An 18,807-nucleotide genomic window follows, 5' to 3' on the forward strand; every position below is an offset into this window, starting at 1 on the left:
CCATGGCTAAGGGTAAATTCGAGCGCACCAAGCCGCACGTGAACGTCGGCACGATCGGCCACGTTGACCACGGCAAGACGACGCTGACGGCGGCGCTGACGAAGGTGGGCGCCGAGCGTTTCGGTGGCGAGTTCAAGGCATACGACGCGATCGACGCGGCGCCGGAAGAAAAGGCGCGCGGCATCACGATCTCGACGGCGCACGTGGAATACGAATCGGCGACGCGTCACTACGCGCACGTCGACTGCCCGGGCCACGCCGACTACGTGAAGAACATGATCACGGGCGCGGCGCAGATGGACGGCGCGATCCTGGTGTGCTCGGCCGCTGACGGCCCGATGCCGCAGACCCGCGAACACATCCTGCTGTCGCGCCAGGTCGGCGTGCCGTACATCGTCGTGTTCCTGAACAAGGCCGACATGGTGGACGACGCCGAGCTGCTCGAGCTGGTCGAGATGGAAGTGCGCGAGCTGCTGAGCAAGTACGAGTTCCCGGGCGACGACACCCCGATCATCCACGGCTCGGCCCGTCTGGCGCTGGAAGGCGATCAGAGCGAAATCGGCGTGCCGTCGATCCTGCGTCTGGTCGAAGCGCTGGACAGCTTCATCCCGCAGCCGGAGCGCGACGTCGACAAGCCGTTCCTGATGCCGGTGGAAGACGTGTTCTCGATCTCGGGCCGCGGCACCGTGGTGACCGGCCGTATCGAGCGCGGCATCGTGAAGGTCGGTGACGAAATCGAAATCGTCGGTATCCGTCCGACCCAGAAGACGACGGTCACGGGCGTGGAAATGTTCCGCAAGCTGCTCGACCAGGGTCAGGCGGGCGACAACGCCGGTCTGCTGCTGCGCGGCACCAAGCGCGACGACGTCGAGCGCGGCCAGGTGCTGTGCAAGCCGGGTTCGATCAAGCCGCACACCGACTTCGAAGCCGAAGTCTATGTGCTGTCGAAGGACGAAGGCGGCCGTCACACCCCGTTCTTCAAGGGCTACCGTCCGCAGTTCTACTTCCGCACCACCGACATCACCGGCGCTTGCGAGCTGCCGGAGGGCGTCGAGATGGTGATGCCGGGCGACAACGTGAAGATGGTCGTCACGCTGATCAACCCGGTGGCGATGGACGAGGGCCTGCGCTTCGCGATCCGCGAAGGCGGCCGTACCGTCGGCGCCGGCGTCGTGGCCAAGATCATCAAGTAATCGCACCATCGCGGCGGTCGCAAGGCCGCCGCAAGCCGCGAACGGCGGGCCGGCAACCCGGTCCGCCTTCGTTGTTTAGTACACCTTGGAATATCCGCTCGATCCCGGGCCCGATTCGGGCGCTGAGTCGGGCAGAAGACTTCAAAGACGTACGCCAGTAGCTCAATTGGCAGAGCAGCGGTCTCCAAAACCGCAGGTTGGGGGTTCGAGTCCCTCCTGGCGTGCCACTCGATACCGAGCCGGCTCGGACGATCCGGCGACTGGAATGCATTGAAAGGGCCGCGCAGGGATGGGCGGGCTTTCGCGAGGGAATCGCCCCGAGAATGAACAGCAAGGCCGAACAACATAAATCCGGCGGTGCCGGTGATATCGCCAAGTACGCGCTGGCGCTGCTGCTTGCGCTGGGCGGTGTGTTCGCCTACCTCTGGTTCGAGAACTGGAGCGGCCCGCTGCGTAGCGGCGTGGTCGTCGCCGGCCTGCTCGCCGGCGCGGTGGTGTTCATGTTTTCCACCAAGGGTGCACAGACCCGCGAATTCCTCTCGGAATCGCGTTTCGAGTTGCGCAAGGTGGTCTGGCCGACCCGCGAAGAAGCGCTCAAGACCACCTGGGTGGTCATGATCGCGGTCGCGATTCTCAGCCTCATCCTGTCCGGCTTCGATTATGTGATCCAGGCTGCGGTCAAGTTCCTGCTGTCGCGTTGAGGAGACGACCGACGTGAATTCGCAAGATAACAAGCGCTGGTACGTGGTACATGCGTATTCCGGCTTCGAAAAGTCCGTGGCGCAAGCGCTGCGCGACCGCATCGTCCGTTTCGAAATGCAGGACCGCTTCGGCGACGTCCTGGTGCCGACCGAAGAAGTCGTCGAAATGCGTTCCGGCCAGAAGCGCCGGTCCGAACGTAAATTCTTCCCGGGCTATGTCCTGGTCCAGATCGCCACGCACGACGAAGCCGGTATTCCGCGCATCGACAGCGAAAGCTGGCATCTGATCAAGGAAACCCCGAAGGTCATGGGTTTCATCGGCGGCACCGCCGATCGCCCCTTGCCGATCCAGGACCGCGAAGCGGACCGGATCCTGCAGCGCGTTCAGGAAGGCGTCGAAAAGCCGCGTCCGAAGGTGCTGTTCGAGCCGGGCGAAATGGTCCGTGTGGTCGATGGCCCGTTCGTCGATTTCAACGGCGTGGTCGAGGAAATCAACTACGAGAAGAGCCGCCTGCGCGTTGCAGTGCTGATCTTCGGCCGCTCGACCCCGGTCGAGCTGGAATTCGGGCAGGTCGAAAAGGCCACCTGAGCCCGGCCCCGGCCTGGCTGACCCCATCGAACGAGGCCCGGCTTGCCGGGTCTCGTCGTGTCGTATTCCAAAAAACCTGATATAGTGCGCGGCTCACTGCCTAGATGCGGTGGCCCATTCATTCAGCTGCCCCCTCTGAAAAGGTCCGGGGCGGCTGTCTGCGCAAGCAAAACGCGATGCCGGAACGCGCGATTTCCGGCCCGATGGGGAGCCTGAGGTCCAGGCGCTAGCACCCGGAGAGCAGAGCAATGGCAAAGAAAGTAGTCGGTTACATCAAGCTGCAGGTGAAGGCCGGTCAGGCCAACCCCTCGCCGCCGGTCGGTCCTGCGCTGGGTCAGCGCGGCCTGAACATCATGGAGTTCTGCAAGGCGTTCAACGCCGCGACCTCCAAGCTCGAGCCGGGTCTGCCGACTCCGGTCATCATCACGGCCTACTCGGACCGTACCTTCACCTTCGTCACCAAGAGCACCCCGGCTTCGGTCCTGCTCAAGAAGGCCGCCGGCATCTCGTCGGGCTCCAAGCGCCCGAACACCGAGAAGGTGGGCAAGGTCACCCGTAAGCAGCTCGAAGACATCGCCAAGGCGAAGGAAGCGGATCTGACCGCGGCCGACCTGGAAGCGGCAGTGAAGACGATTGCGGGTTCGGCCCGCAGCATGGGTCTGGTGGTGGAGGGCTGATCATGGCAATCACGAAGCGCGAAAAAGCAATCAAGGCAGCCGTGGTCCCGGGCAAGGCCTACTCGTTCGAAGAAGCGGTCAAGATCGTGAAGACCGCGACCAAGGCCAAGTTCGTCGAGTCCGTCGACGTCGCCGTGCGCCTGGGCGTGGACGCGAAGAAGTCCGACCAGCAGGTCCGTGGCTCGACCGTGCTCCCGGCCGGCACCGGCAAGACCGTGCGCGTGGCGGTGTTCGCCCCGGCCGGCGCGAAGGCCGACGAGGCCCTGGCCGCCGGCGCCGAAGCCGTCGGTATGGACGACCTGGCCGAGAAGATGCAGGCCGGCGATCTGAACTACGACGTCGTCATCGCCACCCCGGACGCCATGCGCGTCGTCGGTAAGCTGGGCCAGGTGCTCGGCCCGCGCGGCCTGATGCCGAACCCGAAGGTCGGTACCGTCTCGCCGAACCCGGCCGAAGCGGTCAAGAACGCCAAGGGCGGCCAGGTGCGTTACCGCACCGACAAGGCCGGCATCATCCACTGCACCCTGGGCAAGGCTTCGTTCGAAGACGCCTCGCTGAAGGACAACCTGCAGGCGCTGCTGCTCGACCTGATCAAGGCCAAGCCGGCGACCGCCAAGGGTCAGTACCTGCAGAAGATCTCGATCAGCTCGACCATGGGTCCGGGCGTGACCGTCGATCTGACCTCGCTGTCGCTCAAGTAATCGAATCAATGGAGTGAGCCAAGAGAAGTGAGGAGTGAGCGAAAAGCCGCATTCGCTCTCACTCGTTTCTCGCTTCTCTCACCTCGCTCCTAACTTTTTGAGGGCTATCGCCCAGGGGCAACCCGAAGCGATCGCCGTCAAAGACCGCAGGCGCGGTCAGCGCATACCGACGACGGGCAGGGAAGCTCGACACGGCAAGGAGTCGCCGTCGGTACAGCGGGATCGCTTAATTCGGACTCTTCGGAGCCGGGCCGGCGTAGATGGTGCCGCCCCTGAAACCATTTTCAGGAAAGGCCACCACCCGGGATGCCTTCGGCGTCCCCGGCGCCAAGGACGGTCGCCGCCCAGGACCGCAAGCGGCAGGAGCCGTAAGCGGAGTTAATAGTGCCGGGATGGGTAGTACGGGATCGGGGATCGGTCGAAGCCAGGCGCAAGCCGCTTCGCCGGTTCCCTCTCACGAATCCCGAATCCCGGCCTTGGAGGAGTGCAATGGCTCTTAATCTGTCTCAGAAGCAAGAAGTAGTCGCCGAACTGGCAGAAGTCGCCGCCAAGGCTCACTCCTTGATTGCTGCCGAGTACGCAGGCATCACGGTCGGTCAAATGACCGCGATGCGCAAGAAGGCTCGTGAAACCGGTGTGTACTTGCGTGTCGTCAAGAACACCCTGGCTTCGCGTGCCGTTGCCGGTACCGAATACGAGTGCGTCCAAGACAAGCTCGTCGGTCCGTTGCTGTATGCGTTCTCGACGGAAGAACCCGGCGCTGCCGGTCGTCTGATCAAGGAATTCGCCAAGGGTAACGACAAGCTGCAGGCCAAGGTCGTCGCGTTGGGAGGCCAGGTGTACCCGGCCAGCCACGTCGACGTGCTTGCCTCGCTGCCGACCCTCGATCAGGCCCTGGCCATGCTGGCCCGCGTCCTGTCCGAACCCGCCAGCATGTTCGCCCGCGCCGTCAAGGCCGTGGCCGACCAGCAGGGCGGTGGCGAAGTCGCTGTCGAAGCTCCGGCCGAAGCGGAACCGGCGTAATCGCCGCCCCGCATTCGCGACCGCTTCACTGAATCCGATTCGTAAGATCAATATTTCCTGAGGTTATTCAAATGTCCCTTTCCAACGAACAAATCGTCGAAGCCATCGCCGAAAAGAGCCTGATGGAAGTCATGGAACTCGTCCGCGCGATCGAAGAGAAGTTCGGCGTTTCCGCCGCTGCTCCGGTCGTTGCCGGCGTTGCCGCCGAAGCCGCTGCTCCGGTCGAAGAGCAGACCGAGTTCAACGTCATCCTGAAGGCTGCCGGCGAGAAGAAGGTCGAAGTCATTAAGGCCGTCCGCGCCATCACCGGTCTGGGCCTGAAGGAAGCGAAGGACCTGGTCGAAGGCGCTCCGCAGACCGTCAAGGAAGCCGTCTCGAAGGCCGACGCCGAGAAGTTCAAGAAGGACCTCGAAGCCGCTGGTGCAGCTGTCGAAGTCAAGTAAGTCGTACTTGCGTCGCCGAGTCACTTTGGCGACCACTGAAGGCTGGGGACGAAAGTCCCCGGCCTTTGGCCGTTCCACGGGAACCGATGTTCCCGGCGTCATCCGAGTTACCAGTCGGAAGTAGCGGGAGAAGGCGTGCTGGTGCCGGCAATACCAGCGACTTCCCACTGGCAATTTTCCCTTGTTCCCCCGGACCGCGGACGCGCGGTCTGCCCGGAAGGACGCCACGGCGGCTTTCCCGGCCCATTAAAGTTAATCGAGGCGGTAGCTCACCATGACCACAGCTTCCACGAACTATTCGTTCACCGAAAAGAAGCGCATCCGCAAGGACTTCGGCAAGCGCAAGTCCATCCTCGAAGTGCCGTTCCTGCTCGCGATCCAGGTCGATTCCTATCGCGAATTCCTGCAGGAGCACACCGACCCGGCGAAGCGCGCCGATCGCGGCCTGCACGCCGCCCTGAAGTCGGTGTTCCCGATCTCCAGCTACAGCGGCAACGCTGCTCTCGAATACGTCGGCTACAAGCTCGGCGACCCGGTGTTCGATGAGCGCGAGTGCCGCAACCGCGGCCTGTCCTACGGCGCCCCGCTGCGCGTGACCGTGCGCCTGGTGATCTACGACCGCGAGTCGTCGACCAAGGCCATCAAGTACGTGAAGGAGCAAGAGGTCTACATGGGCGAAATCCCGCTCATGACCGACAACGGCACCTTCATCGTCAACGGCACCGAGCGCGTCATCGTCTCGCAGCTGCACCGTTCGCCCGGCGTGTTCTTCGACCACGACCGCGGCAAGACCCACAGCTCGGGCAAGCTGCTGTACAGCGCCCGCATCATTCCCTACCGCGGTTCCTGGCTCGACTTCGAGTTCGACCCGAAGGACGCGCTGTTCACCCGTATCGACCGTCGCCGCAAGCTGCCGGTCACCGTGCTGCTGCGCGCGCTCGGCTACAACAACGAAGAAATGCTCGCCGAGTTCTTCGAGATCAACACCTTCCACATCATGTCCGAGGGCGTGCAGTGGGAGCTGGTCTCCGAGCGCCTGCGCGGCGAAACCCTGGACTTCGATCTGGCCGACGGCGACAAGGTCATCGTCGAAGCCGGCAAGCGCATCACCGCGCGCCACGTCAAGCAGCTTGAGCAGTCCGGCATCGCCGCGCTGGCCGTGCCCGACAGCTACCTGGTCGGCCGCATCCTGTCGCACGACGTCGTCGACACCCGTTCCGGCGAACTGCTGGCCTCGGCCAACGACGAAATCAGCGACGACCAGCTCGCCGCGTTCCGCAAGGCCGGCATCGAGTCGGTCGGCACGATCTGGGTCAACGACCTCGACCGCGGTCCATACATCTCCAACACCCTGCGCATCGATCCGTCGAAGACGCAGCTGGAAGCCCTGGTCGAAATCTACCGGATGATGCGTCCGGGCGAGCCGCCGACCAAGGACGCCGCGCAGAACCTGTTCCACAACCTGTTCTTCACCTTCGAGCGCTACGACCTGTCGGGCGTGGGCCGGATGAAGTTCAACCGCCGCATCGGCCGCAAGGAAACCCTCGGCGCCTCGGTGCTGTACGACGCCAAGTACTTCGCCGAGCGCAAGGACGACGAGTCCGTGCGCCTGCGCAACGAGCTGGGCAAGACCTCGGACATCCTCGACGTCATCCGCGTCCTGACCGAGATCCGCAACGGCCGCGGCGTGGTCGACGACATCGATCACCTGGGCAACCGCCGCGTGCGTTCGGTCGGCGAAATGGCCGAGAACACCTTCCGCGTCGGCCTGGTCCGCGTCGAGCGCGCGGTCAAGGAACGCCTGTCGATGGCCGAGTCCGAAGGCCTTACGCCGCAGGAACTGATCAACGCCAAGCCGGTGGCCGCCGCGATCAAGGAGTTCTTCGGCTCCTCGCAGCTGTCGCAGTTCATGGACCAGAACAACCCGCTGTCGGAAGTCACGCACAAGCGTCGCGTGTCGGCCCTCGGCCCGGGCGGCCTGACCCGCGAGCGCGCCGGCTTCGAAGTGCGCGACGTGCACCCGACCCATTACGGCCGCGTCTGCACCATCGAAACGCCTGAAGGCCCGAACATCGGCCTGATCAACTCGCTGGCCGTGTTCGCCCGCACCAACAAGTACGGCTTCCTCGAGACGCCGTACCGCAAGGTCGTGGACGGCAAGGTCACCGACGACGTCGAGTTCCTCTCGGCGATCGAAGAGAACGAGTACGTCATCGCCCAGGCCAACGCGCCGCAGGACGACAAGGGCATGATCAGCTCGCAGTTCGTCGCATGCCGTTACCAGGGCGAAACCCTGCTCAAGCCGCCGTCCGAGATCCACTTCATGGACGTCTCGCCGATGCAGACCGTGTCGGTCGCGGCCGCGCTGGTTCCGTTCCTCGAGCACGATGACGCCAACCGCGCGTTGATGGGCGCGAACATGCAGCGCCAGGCCGTCCCGACCCTGAAGGCGCAGAAGCCGCTGGTCGGTACCGGCATCGAGCGCGCCGTGGCGCGCGACTCGGGCGTGACCGTGAATGCGCTGCGCGGCGGCACGATCGAGCAGATCGATGCGGCCCGTATCGTGGTCAAGGTCAACGAGTCGGAAATCTCCGGCGTCACCGATGCCGGCGTCGACATCTACAACCTGATCAAGTACACGCGTTCGAACCAGAACACCTGTATCAATCAGAGCCCGCTGGTCAAGGTCGGCGACGTCATCGCCCGCGGCGACGTGCTGGCCGACGGCCCCTCGACCGACATCGGCGAGCTCGCGCTCGGCCAGAACATGCTGGTCGCGTTCATGCCGTGGAACGGCTACAACTTCGAAGACTCGATCCTGCTCTCCGAGCGCGTGGTCGAAGAGGATCGCTACACCACGATCCACATCGAAGAGCTGACCTGCGTCGCGCGCGACACCAAGCTGGGACCGGAGGAAATCTCCGCCGACATCCCGAACGTCTCCGAGCAGGCGCTGAACCGCCTCGACGAGTCGGGCGTGGTCTACATCGGCGCCGAAGTTCGCGCCGGCGACATCCTGGTCGGCAAGGTCACGCCGAAGGGCGAGAGCCAGCTGACCCCGGAAGAGAAGCTGCTGCGCGCGATCTTCGGCGAGAAGGCTTCGGACGTTAAGGACAGCTCGCTGCGCGTGCCCCCGGGCATGGACGGCACCGTCATCGACGTGCAGGTCTTCACCCGCGACGGCATCGAGAAGGACAAGCGCGCCCGCCAGATCGAAGAGTCGGAAATCCGTCGCGTCAAGAAGGACTTCGACGACCAGTTCCGCATCCTCGAAGCGGCGATCTACGACCGTCTGCGTTCGCAGCTGATCGGCAAGACCGCCAACGGCGGCGCCGGCCTGAAGAAGGGCGACACGGTGACCAGCCTGGTGCTCGACGGCCTGAAGAAGTCCGATTGGTTCACCCTGCGCATGAAGGACGAGGAAGCGATCGAAGCGATCGAACGCGCCCAGAAGCAGATCGACGTCCACCAGAAGGAATTCGACCGCCGCTTCGCCGACAAGCGCGGCAAGATCACCCAGGGCGACGACCTCGCGCCGGGCGTGCTCAAGATGGTCAAGGTGTTCCTGGCGGTTAAGCGCCGCATCCAGCCGGGCGACAAGATGGCCGGCCGTCACGGCAACAAGGGTGTCGTGTCGACCATCGTGCCGGTCGAGGACATGCCGTACGCAGCCGACGGCCAGACCGTCGACATCGTGCTGAACCCGTTGGGCGTGCCGTCGCGTATGAACATCGGCCAGATCCTCGAAGTGCATCTGGGCTGGGCCGCCAAGGGCCTGGGCCAGAAGATCCAGCGCATGCTGGAAGCGCAGCAGAAGATCGCCGAACTGCGCAAGTTCCTCGACGACATCTACAACCACGACCAGAAGCTGCACGGTCAGCGCGTCGATCTGAAGCAGTTCACCGACGAAGAGCTGCTGACCCTGGCGCACAACCTGGTCGACGGCGTGCCGATGGCGACGCCGGTGTTCGACGGCGCGGCAGAGTTCGAGATCAAGCGCATGCTCGAGCTGGCCGAGCTGCCGAGCAGCGGTCAGACGATCCTGCACGACGGCCGCACCGGCGAGGCGTTCGAGCGTCCGGTCACGATCGGCTACATGCACATGCTGAAGCTGAACCACCTCGTCGACGACAAGATGCACGCGCGTTCGACCGGTCCGTACTCGCTCGTCACCCAGCAGCCGCTGGGCGGCAAGGCGCAGTTCGGCGGCCAGCGTTTCGGCGAAATGGAAGTCTGGGCGCTGGAAGCCTACGGCGCGGCCTACACCCTGCAGGAAATGCTCACGGTGAAGTCCGACGACGTGCAGGGCCGCAACCAGATGTACAAGAACATCGTCGACGGCGAGTACGAGATGGTCGCCGGCATGCCGGAGTCCTTCAACGTGCTCGTGAAGGAAATCCGCTCGCTCGCGATCAACATGGAGCTGGAAGAGAACTGAGGACCGCCGGGAGTCGGGAATGCGGGAGGGAATCGCGAAAGCGTTCCGTCCCCGTCCCGAAGCCCGATCTGACGACTCCCAATTCTCGATTCCCGATTCCCGGAGAAACCCATGAAAGACTTGCTCAATCTCTTCAACCAGCAGCGTCCCGCGCTGGACTTCGACGCGATCAAGATCGCGCTGGCGTCGCCCGACCTGATCCGTTCGTGGTCGTTCGGCGAAGTGAAGAAGCCGGAAACCATCAACTACCGTACCTTCAAGCCCGAACGCGACGGTCTGTTCTGCGCCGCCATCTTCGGACCGATCAAGGACTACGAGTGCCTGTGCGGTAAGTACAAGCGCATGAAGCACCGCGGCGTGGTCTGCGAGAAGTGCGGCACCGAAGTGACCCTGGCCAAGGTGCGCCGCGAGCGCATGGGCCACATCGACCTCGCTTCGCCGGTCGCGCACATCTGGTTCCTGAAGTCGCTGCCCTCGCGCATCGGCTTGATGCTCGACATGACCCTGCGCGACATCGAGCGCATCCTGTACTTCGAAGCCTACGTCGTGACCGAGCCGGGCCTGACCCCGATGGAACGCGGCAACCTGCTGACCGAAGAGCAGTACCTGACCGCGCGTCAGGAGCACGGCGACGACTTCGAAGCCGCGATGGGCGCCGAGGCCGTGTACGACCTGCTGCGCACGATCGACCTGCAGGCCGAAATGCTGCAGCTGCGCGAAGAGATCGCCTCGACCAACAGCGAAACCAAGCTCAAGCGCCTCACCAAGCGCATCAAGCTGGTCGAAGCCTTCCTCGAATCCGGCAACCGTCCGGAGTGGATGGTCATGACCGTGCTGCCGGTGCTGCCGCCGGACCTGCGTCCACTGGTGCCGCTGGACGGCGGCCGCTTCGCGACCTCCGACCTGAACGATCTGTACCGTCGCGTCATCAACCGCAACAACCGCCTGCGCCGCCTGCTCGAACTCAATGCGCCCGACATCATCGTGCGCAACGAGAAGCGCATGCTGCAGGAGTCGGTCGACGCCCTGATGGACAACGGCCGTCGCGGCCGCGCCATCACCGGCACCAACAAGCGCCCGCTCAAGTCGCTCGCCGACATGATCAAGGGCAAGCAGGGCCGTTTCCGTCAGAACCTGCTGGGCAAGCGCGTCGACTACTCGGGCCGTTCGGTCATCGTGGTCGGCCCGACCCTGCGTCTGCACGAGTGCGGCCTGCCGAAGAAGATGGCGCTGGAGCTGTTCAAGCCCTTCATCTTCGCCAAGCTGCAGCGTCGCGGCCTGGCCACCACGATCAAGGCCGCCAAGAAGCTGGTCGAGCGTGAAGAGGCCGAGGTGTGGGACATCCTCGAAGAGGTGATCCGCGAGCATCCGGTGCTGTTGAACCGCGCTCCGACCCTGCACCGTCTCGGCATCCAGGCGTTCGAGCCGGTGTTGATCGAAGGCAAGGCGATCCAGCTGCACCCGCTGGTCTGCACCGCGTTCAACGCCGACTTCGACGGCGACCAGATGGCCGTCCACGTGCCGCTCTCGCTGGAAGCCCAGCTGGAAGCGCGCGCGTTGATGATGGCGTCCAACAACATCCTGTCGCCGGCCAACGGCGAGCCGATCATCGTGCCGTCGCAGGACGTCGTGCTCGGCCTGTACTACATGACCCGCGCCCTGGAGAACAAGGCGGGCGAGGGCATGGCGTTCGCCAACGTGGCCGAAGTCAAGCGCGCCTACGACAACCGCGTCGTGCAGATCCACGCCAAGGTCAAGGTCCGCATCAGCGAGATCGTGATCAACGAGGACGGCACCCGCGAGCCCAAGACCTCGATCGTCGACACCACCGTCGGCCGCGCCCTGCTGCGCGAGATCCTGCCGGACGGCCTGCCGTACGCGCTGGCCAACACCGAGCTGACCAAGAAGAACATCAGCCGCCTGATCAACTCGTGCTACCGCATGCTCGGCCTGAAGGACACGGTCGTGTTCGCCGACAAGCTGATGTACACCGGCTTCGCTTACGCGACCCGCGCCGGCGTCTCGATCGGCATCGACGACATGATCATCCCGGGCGAGAAGAAGGGCATCCTGGCCGAGGCCGAGACCGAAGTGCTGGAAATCCAGCAGCAGTACCAGTCCGGTCTGGTCACCGCCGGCGAGCGCTACAACAAGGTCGTCGACATCTGGTCGCGCACGAACGAGCGCGTGGCCAAGGCGATGATGGACGCGATCGGCACCGACACCGTGGAAAACGCCGAAGGCAAGCGCGTTCCGCAGAAGTCGATGAACTCGATCTACATCATGGCCGACTCCGGCGCCCGCGGTTCGCAGGCCCAGATCCGTCAGCTGGCCGGTATGCGCGGCCTGATGGCGCGTCCCGACGGCTCGATCATCGAGACGCCGATCACCGCGAACTTCCGCGAAGGCCTGAACGTTCTCCAGTACTTCATCTCGACCCACGGTGCCCGTAAGGGTCTGGCCGATACCGCGTTGAAGACGGCGAACTCGGGTTACCTGACCCGTCGTCTGGTCGACGTGGCGCAGGACGTGGTCATCACCGAAACCGATTGCGGCACGCTCGGCGGTCTGACCATGACCCCGATCGTCGAAGGCGGCGACGTCGTCGAACCGCTGCGCGACCGCGTGCTGGGCCGCGTCGTGGCCGAGGACGTGTTCCTGCCGGGCAACGACGAGGATCCGATCGTCACCCGCAACACCCTGCTCGACGAAGCCTGGGTGCAGAAGCTCGAGGACGCCAGCGTCCAGTCGATCAAGGTGCGTTCGACCATCACCTGCGAAAGCAGCTTCGGCGTGTGCGCCCACTGCTACGGCCGCGACCTGGGCCGCGGTCACCTGGTCAACCACGGCGAAGCGGTCGGCGTCGTCGCCGCTCAGTCGATCGGCGAACCCGGCACGCAGCTGACCATGCGTACGTTCCACATCGGTGGTGCGGCTTCGCGTGCCGCCGCCATCGACAACGTCACGGTCAAGACCACCGGTTCGATCAAGTTCAACAACCTCAAGCACGTCGCTCACGCCAACGGCCACCTGGTCGCGGTGTCGCGTTCGGGCGAACTGTCGGTCCTCGACCCGCACGGCCGCGAGCGCGAGCGCTACAAGCTGCCGTACGGCGCGACCGTCGCGGTCAAGGACGGCGCCGAGATCAAGGCCGGCCAGACCGTCGCCAACTGGGATCCGCATAACCACCCGATCGTTTCGGAAGTCGCCGGTTTCATCCGCTTCATCGACTTCGTCGACGGCGTGACCGTGATCGAGAAGACCGACGAACTGACCGGCCTGGCTTCGCGCGAGATCACCGATCCGAAGCGTCGCGGCTCGATGGGCAAGGACCTGCGCCCGATCGTGCGCATCGTCGACAAGAACGGCAAGGATCTGCAGATCCCGAACACCGACTTGCCGGCGCAGTACCTGCTGCCGCCGCGCTCGATCGTCAACCTGCAGGACGGTGCGCCGGTCGGCGTGGGCGACGTGGTCGCCAAGATCCCGCAGGAAGCCTCGAAGACCCGCGACATCACCGGTGGTCTGCCGCGCGTGGCCGACTTGTTCGAAGCGCGCAAGCCCAAGGACCCGGCGATCCTCGCCGAAGTCTCGGGTATCGTCAGCTTCGGCAAGGACACCAAGGGCAAGCAGCGCCTGATCATCAAGCAGGCCGACGGTGAAGAGCACGAAGAGCTGATCCCGAAGTACCGCCAGATCATCGTGTTCGAAGGCGAGCACGTGGAGAAGGGCGAGACCGTGGTGGACGGCGAGCCGAGCCCGCAGGACATCCTGCGTCTGTTGGGCGTCGAACCGCTGGCCGTGTACCTGACCAAGGAAATCCAGGACGTCTACCGCCTGCAGGGCGTGAAGATCAACGACAAGCACATCGAGGTGATCGTTCGCCAGATGCTGCGCAAGGTCGAGATCACCGACCAGGGCGACAGCAAGTTCCTGCACGGCGAGCAGATCGAGCGTCAGCGCTTCGTCGAAGAGAACGCCCGCCTGCTGGCCCGCAACGAGATCCCGTCGAAGTACGACCCGGTCCTGCTCGGCATCACCAAGGCCTCGCTGGCGACCGAGTCGTTCATCTCGGCCGCCTCGTTCCAGGAGACCACCCGCGTGCTGACCGAGGCTGCCGTGCGCGGCACCCGCGACGGCCTGCGCGGTCTCAAGGAAAACGTGATCGTCGGTCGCCTGATCCCGGCCGGTACCGGCCTGGCGTACCACACCCAGCGCCGCAAGAACGCCTCGGGTCTGACCGACTCGGAAATGGAAGCCCTGTCGGGCCCTGTCTCGGCCCCGGCGGTCGAGGCTCCGGCCCCGGCGGCCCCGGTGGCCGAAGCGGCAGGCGAGGAGTCCAGCGCCTCCTGAGGCGCTGCGGCTCGTAATCGCGCGGAAATACAGCTAAACTATGTAATTCGGACGGCCTTCGGGCCGTCCCAGATCACGAAATGAGGCGCAGGGAGCGCCTCGTGTTCGGCCCAGGGCAGGGCGGGATCAATCGGAGTTGGAATGGAATTGGCGCTGTCTGGCGCCGATTTCGTTCGTCCGCGTCGCTCGCGTTGACGGCCACGTCAAACGCGAGCTATACTTTTTCGTCTCGGTGGGTCGGGTGTATTCGGCTTGCCGTTCGTTTCTCACGAAGCGGCCGCCCGGCCCCTCATCAATAGAGTTCTAGATGGCAACCATCAATCAGCTCGTCCGCAAGCCGCGGCAGGCGACCACCTACAAGAGCGCCTCGCCGGCGCTGGCGAATTGCCCGCAGCGTCGCGGCGTTTGCACCCGCGTTTACACCACGACCCCGAAGAAGCCGAACTCGGCTCTGCGCAAGGTCGCCAAGGTGCGCCTGACCAACGGCTACGAAATCATTTCGTACATCGGCGGCGAAGGCCACAACCTGCAGGAGCACTCGGTGGTCCTGATCCGCGGCGGTCGCGTCAAGGATCTGCCGGGCGTGCGCTACCACACCGTGCGCGGCTCGCTCGACGCCGCCGGTGTCGCCAAGCGTCGCCAGAGCCGTTCCAAGTACGGCGCCAAGCGTCCGAAGTCCTAAGCGCGTCGTTTCGTCGACTGGCGCTTCGCGTAAGCGCCGGGTCCCGGAAATACGTCTACCAAGAATCACGAGAATAGGTACGCACCATGTCGCGTAAAGGTTCCACCCCGCAGCGTTCGGTTCTGCCCGATCCCAAGCACGGCAGCGAGACGATCGCGCGCTTCATCAATATGGTCATGCAGAGCGGCAAGAAGTCCGTCGCCGAGAAGATCGTTTACGGCGCGATGGACGTCATCGGCGAAAAGAGCCCGAATGCTCTCGAGCTGGTCGAGAAGGCGCTGACCAACGTCTCTCCGTCGGTCGAAGTGAAGTCGCGTCGCGTCGGCGGCGCCACCTACCAGGTGCCGGTCGAAGTGCGTTCGTCGCGCCGCATGGCGCTGGCGATGCGTTGGCTGATCGAGTCGGCGCGCAAGCGCGGCGAGAGCAGCATGCCGCGCAAGCTCGCCGCCGAACTGCTCGACGCCTCGGAAAACCGCGGCGCTGCGATCAAGAAGCGCGAAGAGACCCACCGTATGGCGGAAGCGAACCGCGCGTTCGCGCACTACCGCTGGTGATCCGAGCGCCCTGGCAACAGGGCCTTCGCAACATCCGCATGAGATGTTGCCGCGGCGGCGTAAAGGCCGCCTAGCGAACCGGAGGCCGCCCACGAGGCGGCGTCCGGCCATTTGGAATTCGAAAACTTATTACGAGAGGGTCCCGTGGCTCGCACCACTCCCATCGAGCGTTACCGCAACTTCGGCATCATGGCGCACATCGACGCGGGTAAAACCACGACGTCCGAGCGCATCCTTTTCTACACCGGCGTCAGCCACAAGATCGGCGAAGTGCACGAAGGTGCCGCGACGATGGACTGGATGGAGCAGGAGCAGGAACGCGGCATCACCATCACGTCGGCAGCGACGACCGCGTTCTGGAAGGGCATGGACAAGTCCCTGCCCGAGCACCGTTTCAACATCATCGATACCCCCGGACACGTCGACTTCACTATCGAAGTGGAGCGCTCGCTGCGCGTCCTCGACGGCGCGGTGTTCGTGCTGTGCGCGGTCGGCGGCGTGCAACCGCAGTCCGAGACCGTGTGGCGCCAGGCCAACAAGTACTCCGTGCCGCGCATGGCCTTCGTCAACAAGATGGACCGTACCGGTGCCAACTTCGACAAGGTCGTCGAGCAGCTGAAGGCCCGTCTGGGCGCCTACGCCGTGCCGATGCAGGTGCCGATCGGCGCCGAAGAAGGCTTCGAGGGCGTGGTCGACCTGCTCAAGATGAAGGCCATCCACTGGGATGTCGCTTCGCAGGGCACCAAGTTCGAATACCGCGACGTGCCGGCCGATCTGCAGGCCACCGCCGAAGCGGCTCGCGCGTTCATGGTCGAAGCCGCGGCGGAAGCCTCGGAAGAGCTCATGGACAAGTACCTCAACGAGGGCGAGCTGAGCGAAGAAGAGATCGTCGCCGGTCTGCGCGCGCGCACCCTGCGCGTCGAGATCGTGCCGGTGTTCTGTGGCTCGGCGTTCAAGAACAAGGGCGTGCAGGCCATGCTCGACGGCGTGATCAACCTGCTGCCGTCGCCGTCCGACCGTCCGCCGGTCGCCGGCATCGACGAGGACGAGAAGGAAGACACCCGCAAGGCGTCCGACACCGAACCGTTCTCGGCGCTGGCGTTCAAGATCATGACCGACCCGTTCGTGGGTTCGCTGACCTTCTTCCGCGTCTATTCGGGCGTGCTGAATTCGGGCGACCAGGTGTACAACCCGGTCAAGTCGAAGAAGGAACGCGTCGGCCGCATCCTGCAGATGCACGCCAACCAGCGCGACGAAATCAAGGAAGTCCGCGCCGGCGACATCGCCGCAGCGGTCGGCCTGAAGGACGTGACCACCGGCGACACGCTGTGCGCGCAGGATCACATCATCACCCTCGAGCGCATGATCTTCCCGGAGCCCGTCATCTCGATGGCGGTCGAACCGAAGACCAAGTCGGACCAGGAAAAGATGGGTATCGCCCTGGGCCGCCTGGCGCAGGAAGATCCTTCGTTCCGCGTGCGTACCGACGAAGAATCGGGCCAGACCATCATCGCCGGCATGGGCGAGCTGCACCTGGACATCCTCGTCGACCGCATGAAGCGCGAGTTCAACGTCGAAGCCAACGTCGGCAAGCCGCAGGTCGCTTACCGCGAGACCATCCGCAAGTCGGACGTCAAGTCGGACTACAAGCACGCCAAGCAGTCCGGCGGTAAGGGTCAGTACGGTCACGTCGTGATCGAGCTGTCGCCGATGAACGAGAAAGATCGCGCGCACGAAGACGTCGAGAACGATTTCCTGTTCATCAACGACATCACCGGCGGCGTGATTCCGAAGGAATTCATCCCGGCCGTCGAGAAGGGCCTGCGCGAGACCATCACCAGCGGTCCGCTGGCCGGCTTCCCGGTCGTCGGCGTCAAGGTCAAGCTCGTGTTCGGTTCGTACCACGACGTCGACTCGTCGGAAATGGCGTTCAAGCTCGCTTCGTCGATGGCGTTCAAGGAAGGCTTCCGCAAGGCGGATCCGGTCCTGCTGGAGCCGATGATGAAGGTCGAAGTCGTGACGCCGGAAGAGTACGTCGGCGACGTGATGGGCGACCTGAGCCGTCGTCGCGGCCTGCTGCAGGGCCAGGACGACACGCCGTCGGGCAAGACCATCAACGCGATGGTGCCGCTGGGCGAAATGTTCGGTTACGCGACGACCATTCGTTCGCTGACCCAGGGCCGCGCGACCTTCACGATGGAATTCGACCACTACGCCGAAGCGCCGAACAACATCGCCGACGCAGTGATCAAGAAGTCCTGATCGTAAGTGAGCCGGCCTGCCGGCCGGCTCACGTTCAAGCAATCAACAAGTAATTCCTTAAAGAGAGACAACCATGGCTAAGGGTAAATTCGAGCGCACCAAGCCGCACGTGAACGTCGGCACGATCGGCCACGTTGACCACGGCAAGACGACGCTGACGGCGGCGCTGACGAAGGTGGGCGCCGAGCGTTTCGGTGGCGAGTTCAAGGCATACGACGCGATCGACGCGGCGCCGGAAGAAAAGGCGCGCGGCATCACGATCTCGACGGCGCACGTGGAATACGAATCGGCGACGCGTCACTACGCGCACGTCGACTGCCCGGGCCACGCCGACTACGTGAAGAACATGATCACGGGCGCGGCGCAGATGGACGGCGCGATCCTGGTGTGCTCGGCCGCTGACGGCCCGATGCCGCAGACCCGCGAACACATCCTGCTGTCGCGCCAGGTCGGCGTGCCGTACATCGTCGTGTTCCTGAACAAGGCCGACATGGTGGACGACGCCGAGCTGCTCGAGCTGGTCGAGATGGAAGTGCGCGAGCTGCTGAGCAAGTACGAGTTCCCGGGCGACGACACCCCGATCATCCACGGCTCGGCCCGTCTGGCGCTGGAAGGCGATCAGAGCGAAATCGGCGTGCCGTCGATCCTGCGTCTGGTCGAAGCGCTGGACAGCTTCATCCCGCAGCCGGAGCGCGACGTCGACAAGCCGTTCCTGATGCCGGTGGAAGACGTGTTCTCGATCTCGGGCCGCGGCACCGTGGTGACCGGCCGTATCGAGCGCGGCATCGTGAAGGTCGGTGACGAAATCGAAATCGTCGGTATCCGTCCGACCCAGAAGACGACGGTCACGGGCGTGGAAATGTTCCGCAAGCTGCTCGACCAGGGTCAGGCGGGCGACAACGCCGGTCTGCTGCTGCGCGGCACCAAGCGCGACGACGTCGAGCGCGGCCAGGTGCTGTGCAAGCCGGGTTCGATCAAGCCGCACACCGACTTCGAAGCCGAAGTCTATGTGCTGTCGAAGGACGAAGGCGGCCGTCACACCCCGTTCTTCAAGGGCTACCGTCCGCAGTTCTACTTCCGCACCACCGACATCACCGGCGCTTGCGAGCTGCCGGAGGGCGTCGAGATGGTGATGCCGGGCGACAACGTGAAGATGGTCGTCACGCTGATCAACCCGGTGGCGATGGACGA

At 64.3% G+C, this 18,807-nt stretch carries 13 protein-coding genes and 1 tRNA gene; all 14 read left to right on the top strand.

Features of this window, described 5'->3' with window-relative positions:
• The first annotated feature begins 2 nt into the window (after window positions 1-2).
• Entirely contained in the window at window positions 3-1,193 is a 1,191-nt protein-coding gene (gene tuf, locus ACTJJK_RS21725; RefSeq protein ID WP_031373753.1) for an elongation factor Tu, read from the top strand.
• Between the two features lie 151 nt (window positions 1,194-1,344).
• Window positions 1,345-1,420, top strand: a tRNA-Trp gene (locus ACTJJK_RS21730).
• A 96-nt stretch (window positions 1,421-1,516) separates the two neighbouring features.
• On the top strand, window positions 1,517-1,894 hold the full coding sequence (gene secE / locus ACTJJK_RS21735) for a preprotein translocase subunit SecE (protein ID WP_057918904.1): 378 nt from the start codon (window positions 1,517-1,519) through the stop codon (window positions 1,892-1,894).
• 13 nt (window positions 1,895-1,907) lie between these two features.
• Window positions 1,908-2,483: a transcription termination/antitermination protein NusG gene (gene nusG, locus ACTJJK_RS21740; RefSeq protein WP_031373755.1), complete on the top strand. Its 576-nt coding sequence runs from the start codon at window positions 1,908-1,910 to the stop codon at window positions 2,481-2,483.
• 248 nt (window positions 2,484-2,731) lie between these two features.
• Window positions 2,732-3,160: a 50S ribosomal protein L11 gene (gene rplK / locus ACTJJK_RS21745; protein ID WP_031373756.1), complete on the top strand. Its 429-nt coding sequence runs from the start codon at window positions 2,732-2,734 to the stop codon at window positions 3,158-3,160.
• A 2-nt stretch (window positions 3,161-3,162) separates the two neighbouring features.
• On the top strand, window positions 3,163-3,861 hold the full coding sequence (gene rplA, locus ACTJJK_RS21750; protein ID WP_031373757.1) for a 50S ribosomal protein L1: 699 nt from the start codon (window positions 3,163-3,165) through the stop codon (window positions 3,859-3,861).
• A 489-nt stretch (window positions 3,862-4,350) separates the two neighbouring features.
• Window positions 4,351-4,884, top strand: a complete 534-nt coding sequence (rplJ, locus tag ACTJJK_RS21755) for a 50S ribosomal protein L10 (RefSeq protein WP_031373758.1) — start codon at window positions 4,351-4,353, stop codon at window positions 4,882-4,884.
• Window positions 4,885-4,955: 71 nt separating this feature from the next.
• Window positions 4,956-5,327 (top strand): 50S ribosomal protein L7/L12, encoded by a 372-nt coding sequence (gene rplL, locus ACTJJK_RS21760; RefSeq protein WP_057918903.1) that lies wholly within the window; start codon window positions 4,956-4,958, stop codon window positions 5,325-5,327.
• A gap of 274 nt (window positions 5,328-5,601) precedes the next feature.
• The gene (rpoB, locus tag ACTJJK_RS21765; protein WP_031373760.1) at window positions 5,602-9,765 is read left to right on the top strand and encodes a DNA-directed RNA polymerase subunit beta; all 4,164 of its coding nucleotides are present in this window, start codon (window positions 5,602-5,604) and stop codon (window positions 9,763-9,765) included.
• Between the two features lie 111 nt (window positions 9,766-9,876).
• A complete protein-coding gene (gene rpoC / locus ACTJJK_RS21770; RefSeq protein ID WP_031373761.1) occupies window positions 9,877-14,118 on the top strand; it encodes a DNA-directed RNA polymerase subunit beta' in 4,242 nt (1,413 codons plus the stop codon).
• A gap of 307 nt (window positions 14,119-14,425) precedes the next feature.
• Window positions 14,426-14,800, top strand: a complete 375-nt coding sequence (gene rpsL, locus ACTJJK_RS21775; protein ID WP_031373762.1) for a 30S ribosomal protein S12 — start codon at window positions 14,426-14,428, stop codon at window positions 14,798-14,800.
• 86 nt (window positions 14,801-14,886) lie between these two features.
• Window positions 14,887-15,354, top strand: a complete 468-nt coding sequence (gene rpsG, locus ACTJJK_RS21780) for a 30S ribosomal protein S7 (RefSeq protein WP_031373763.1) — start codon at window positions 14,887-14,889, stop codon at window positions 15,352-15,354.
• 144 nt (window positions 15,355-15,498) lie between these two features.
• The gene (fusA, locus tag ACTJJK_RS21785; RefSeq protein WP_031373764.1) at window positions 15,499-17,616 is read left to right on the top strand and encodes an elongation factor G; all 2,118 of its coding nucleotides are present in this window, start codon (window positions 15,499-15,501) and stop codon (window positions 17,614-17,616) included.
• 73 nt (window positions 17,617-17,689) lie between these two features.
• Window positions 17,690-18,807 (top strand): elongation factor Tu (tuf, locus tag ACTJJK_RS21790; RefSeq protein WP_440730920.1); only part of this gene is annotated, 1,118 nt, incomplete at its 3' end.

This window comes from Lysobacter sp. 22409 (assembly GCF_052045105.1).
GTDB classification, from domain to species: Bacteria; Pseudomonadota; Gammaproteobacteria; order Xanthomonadales; family Xanthomonadaceae; genus Lysobacter; species Lysobacter antibioticus_B.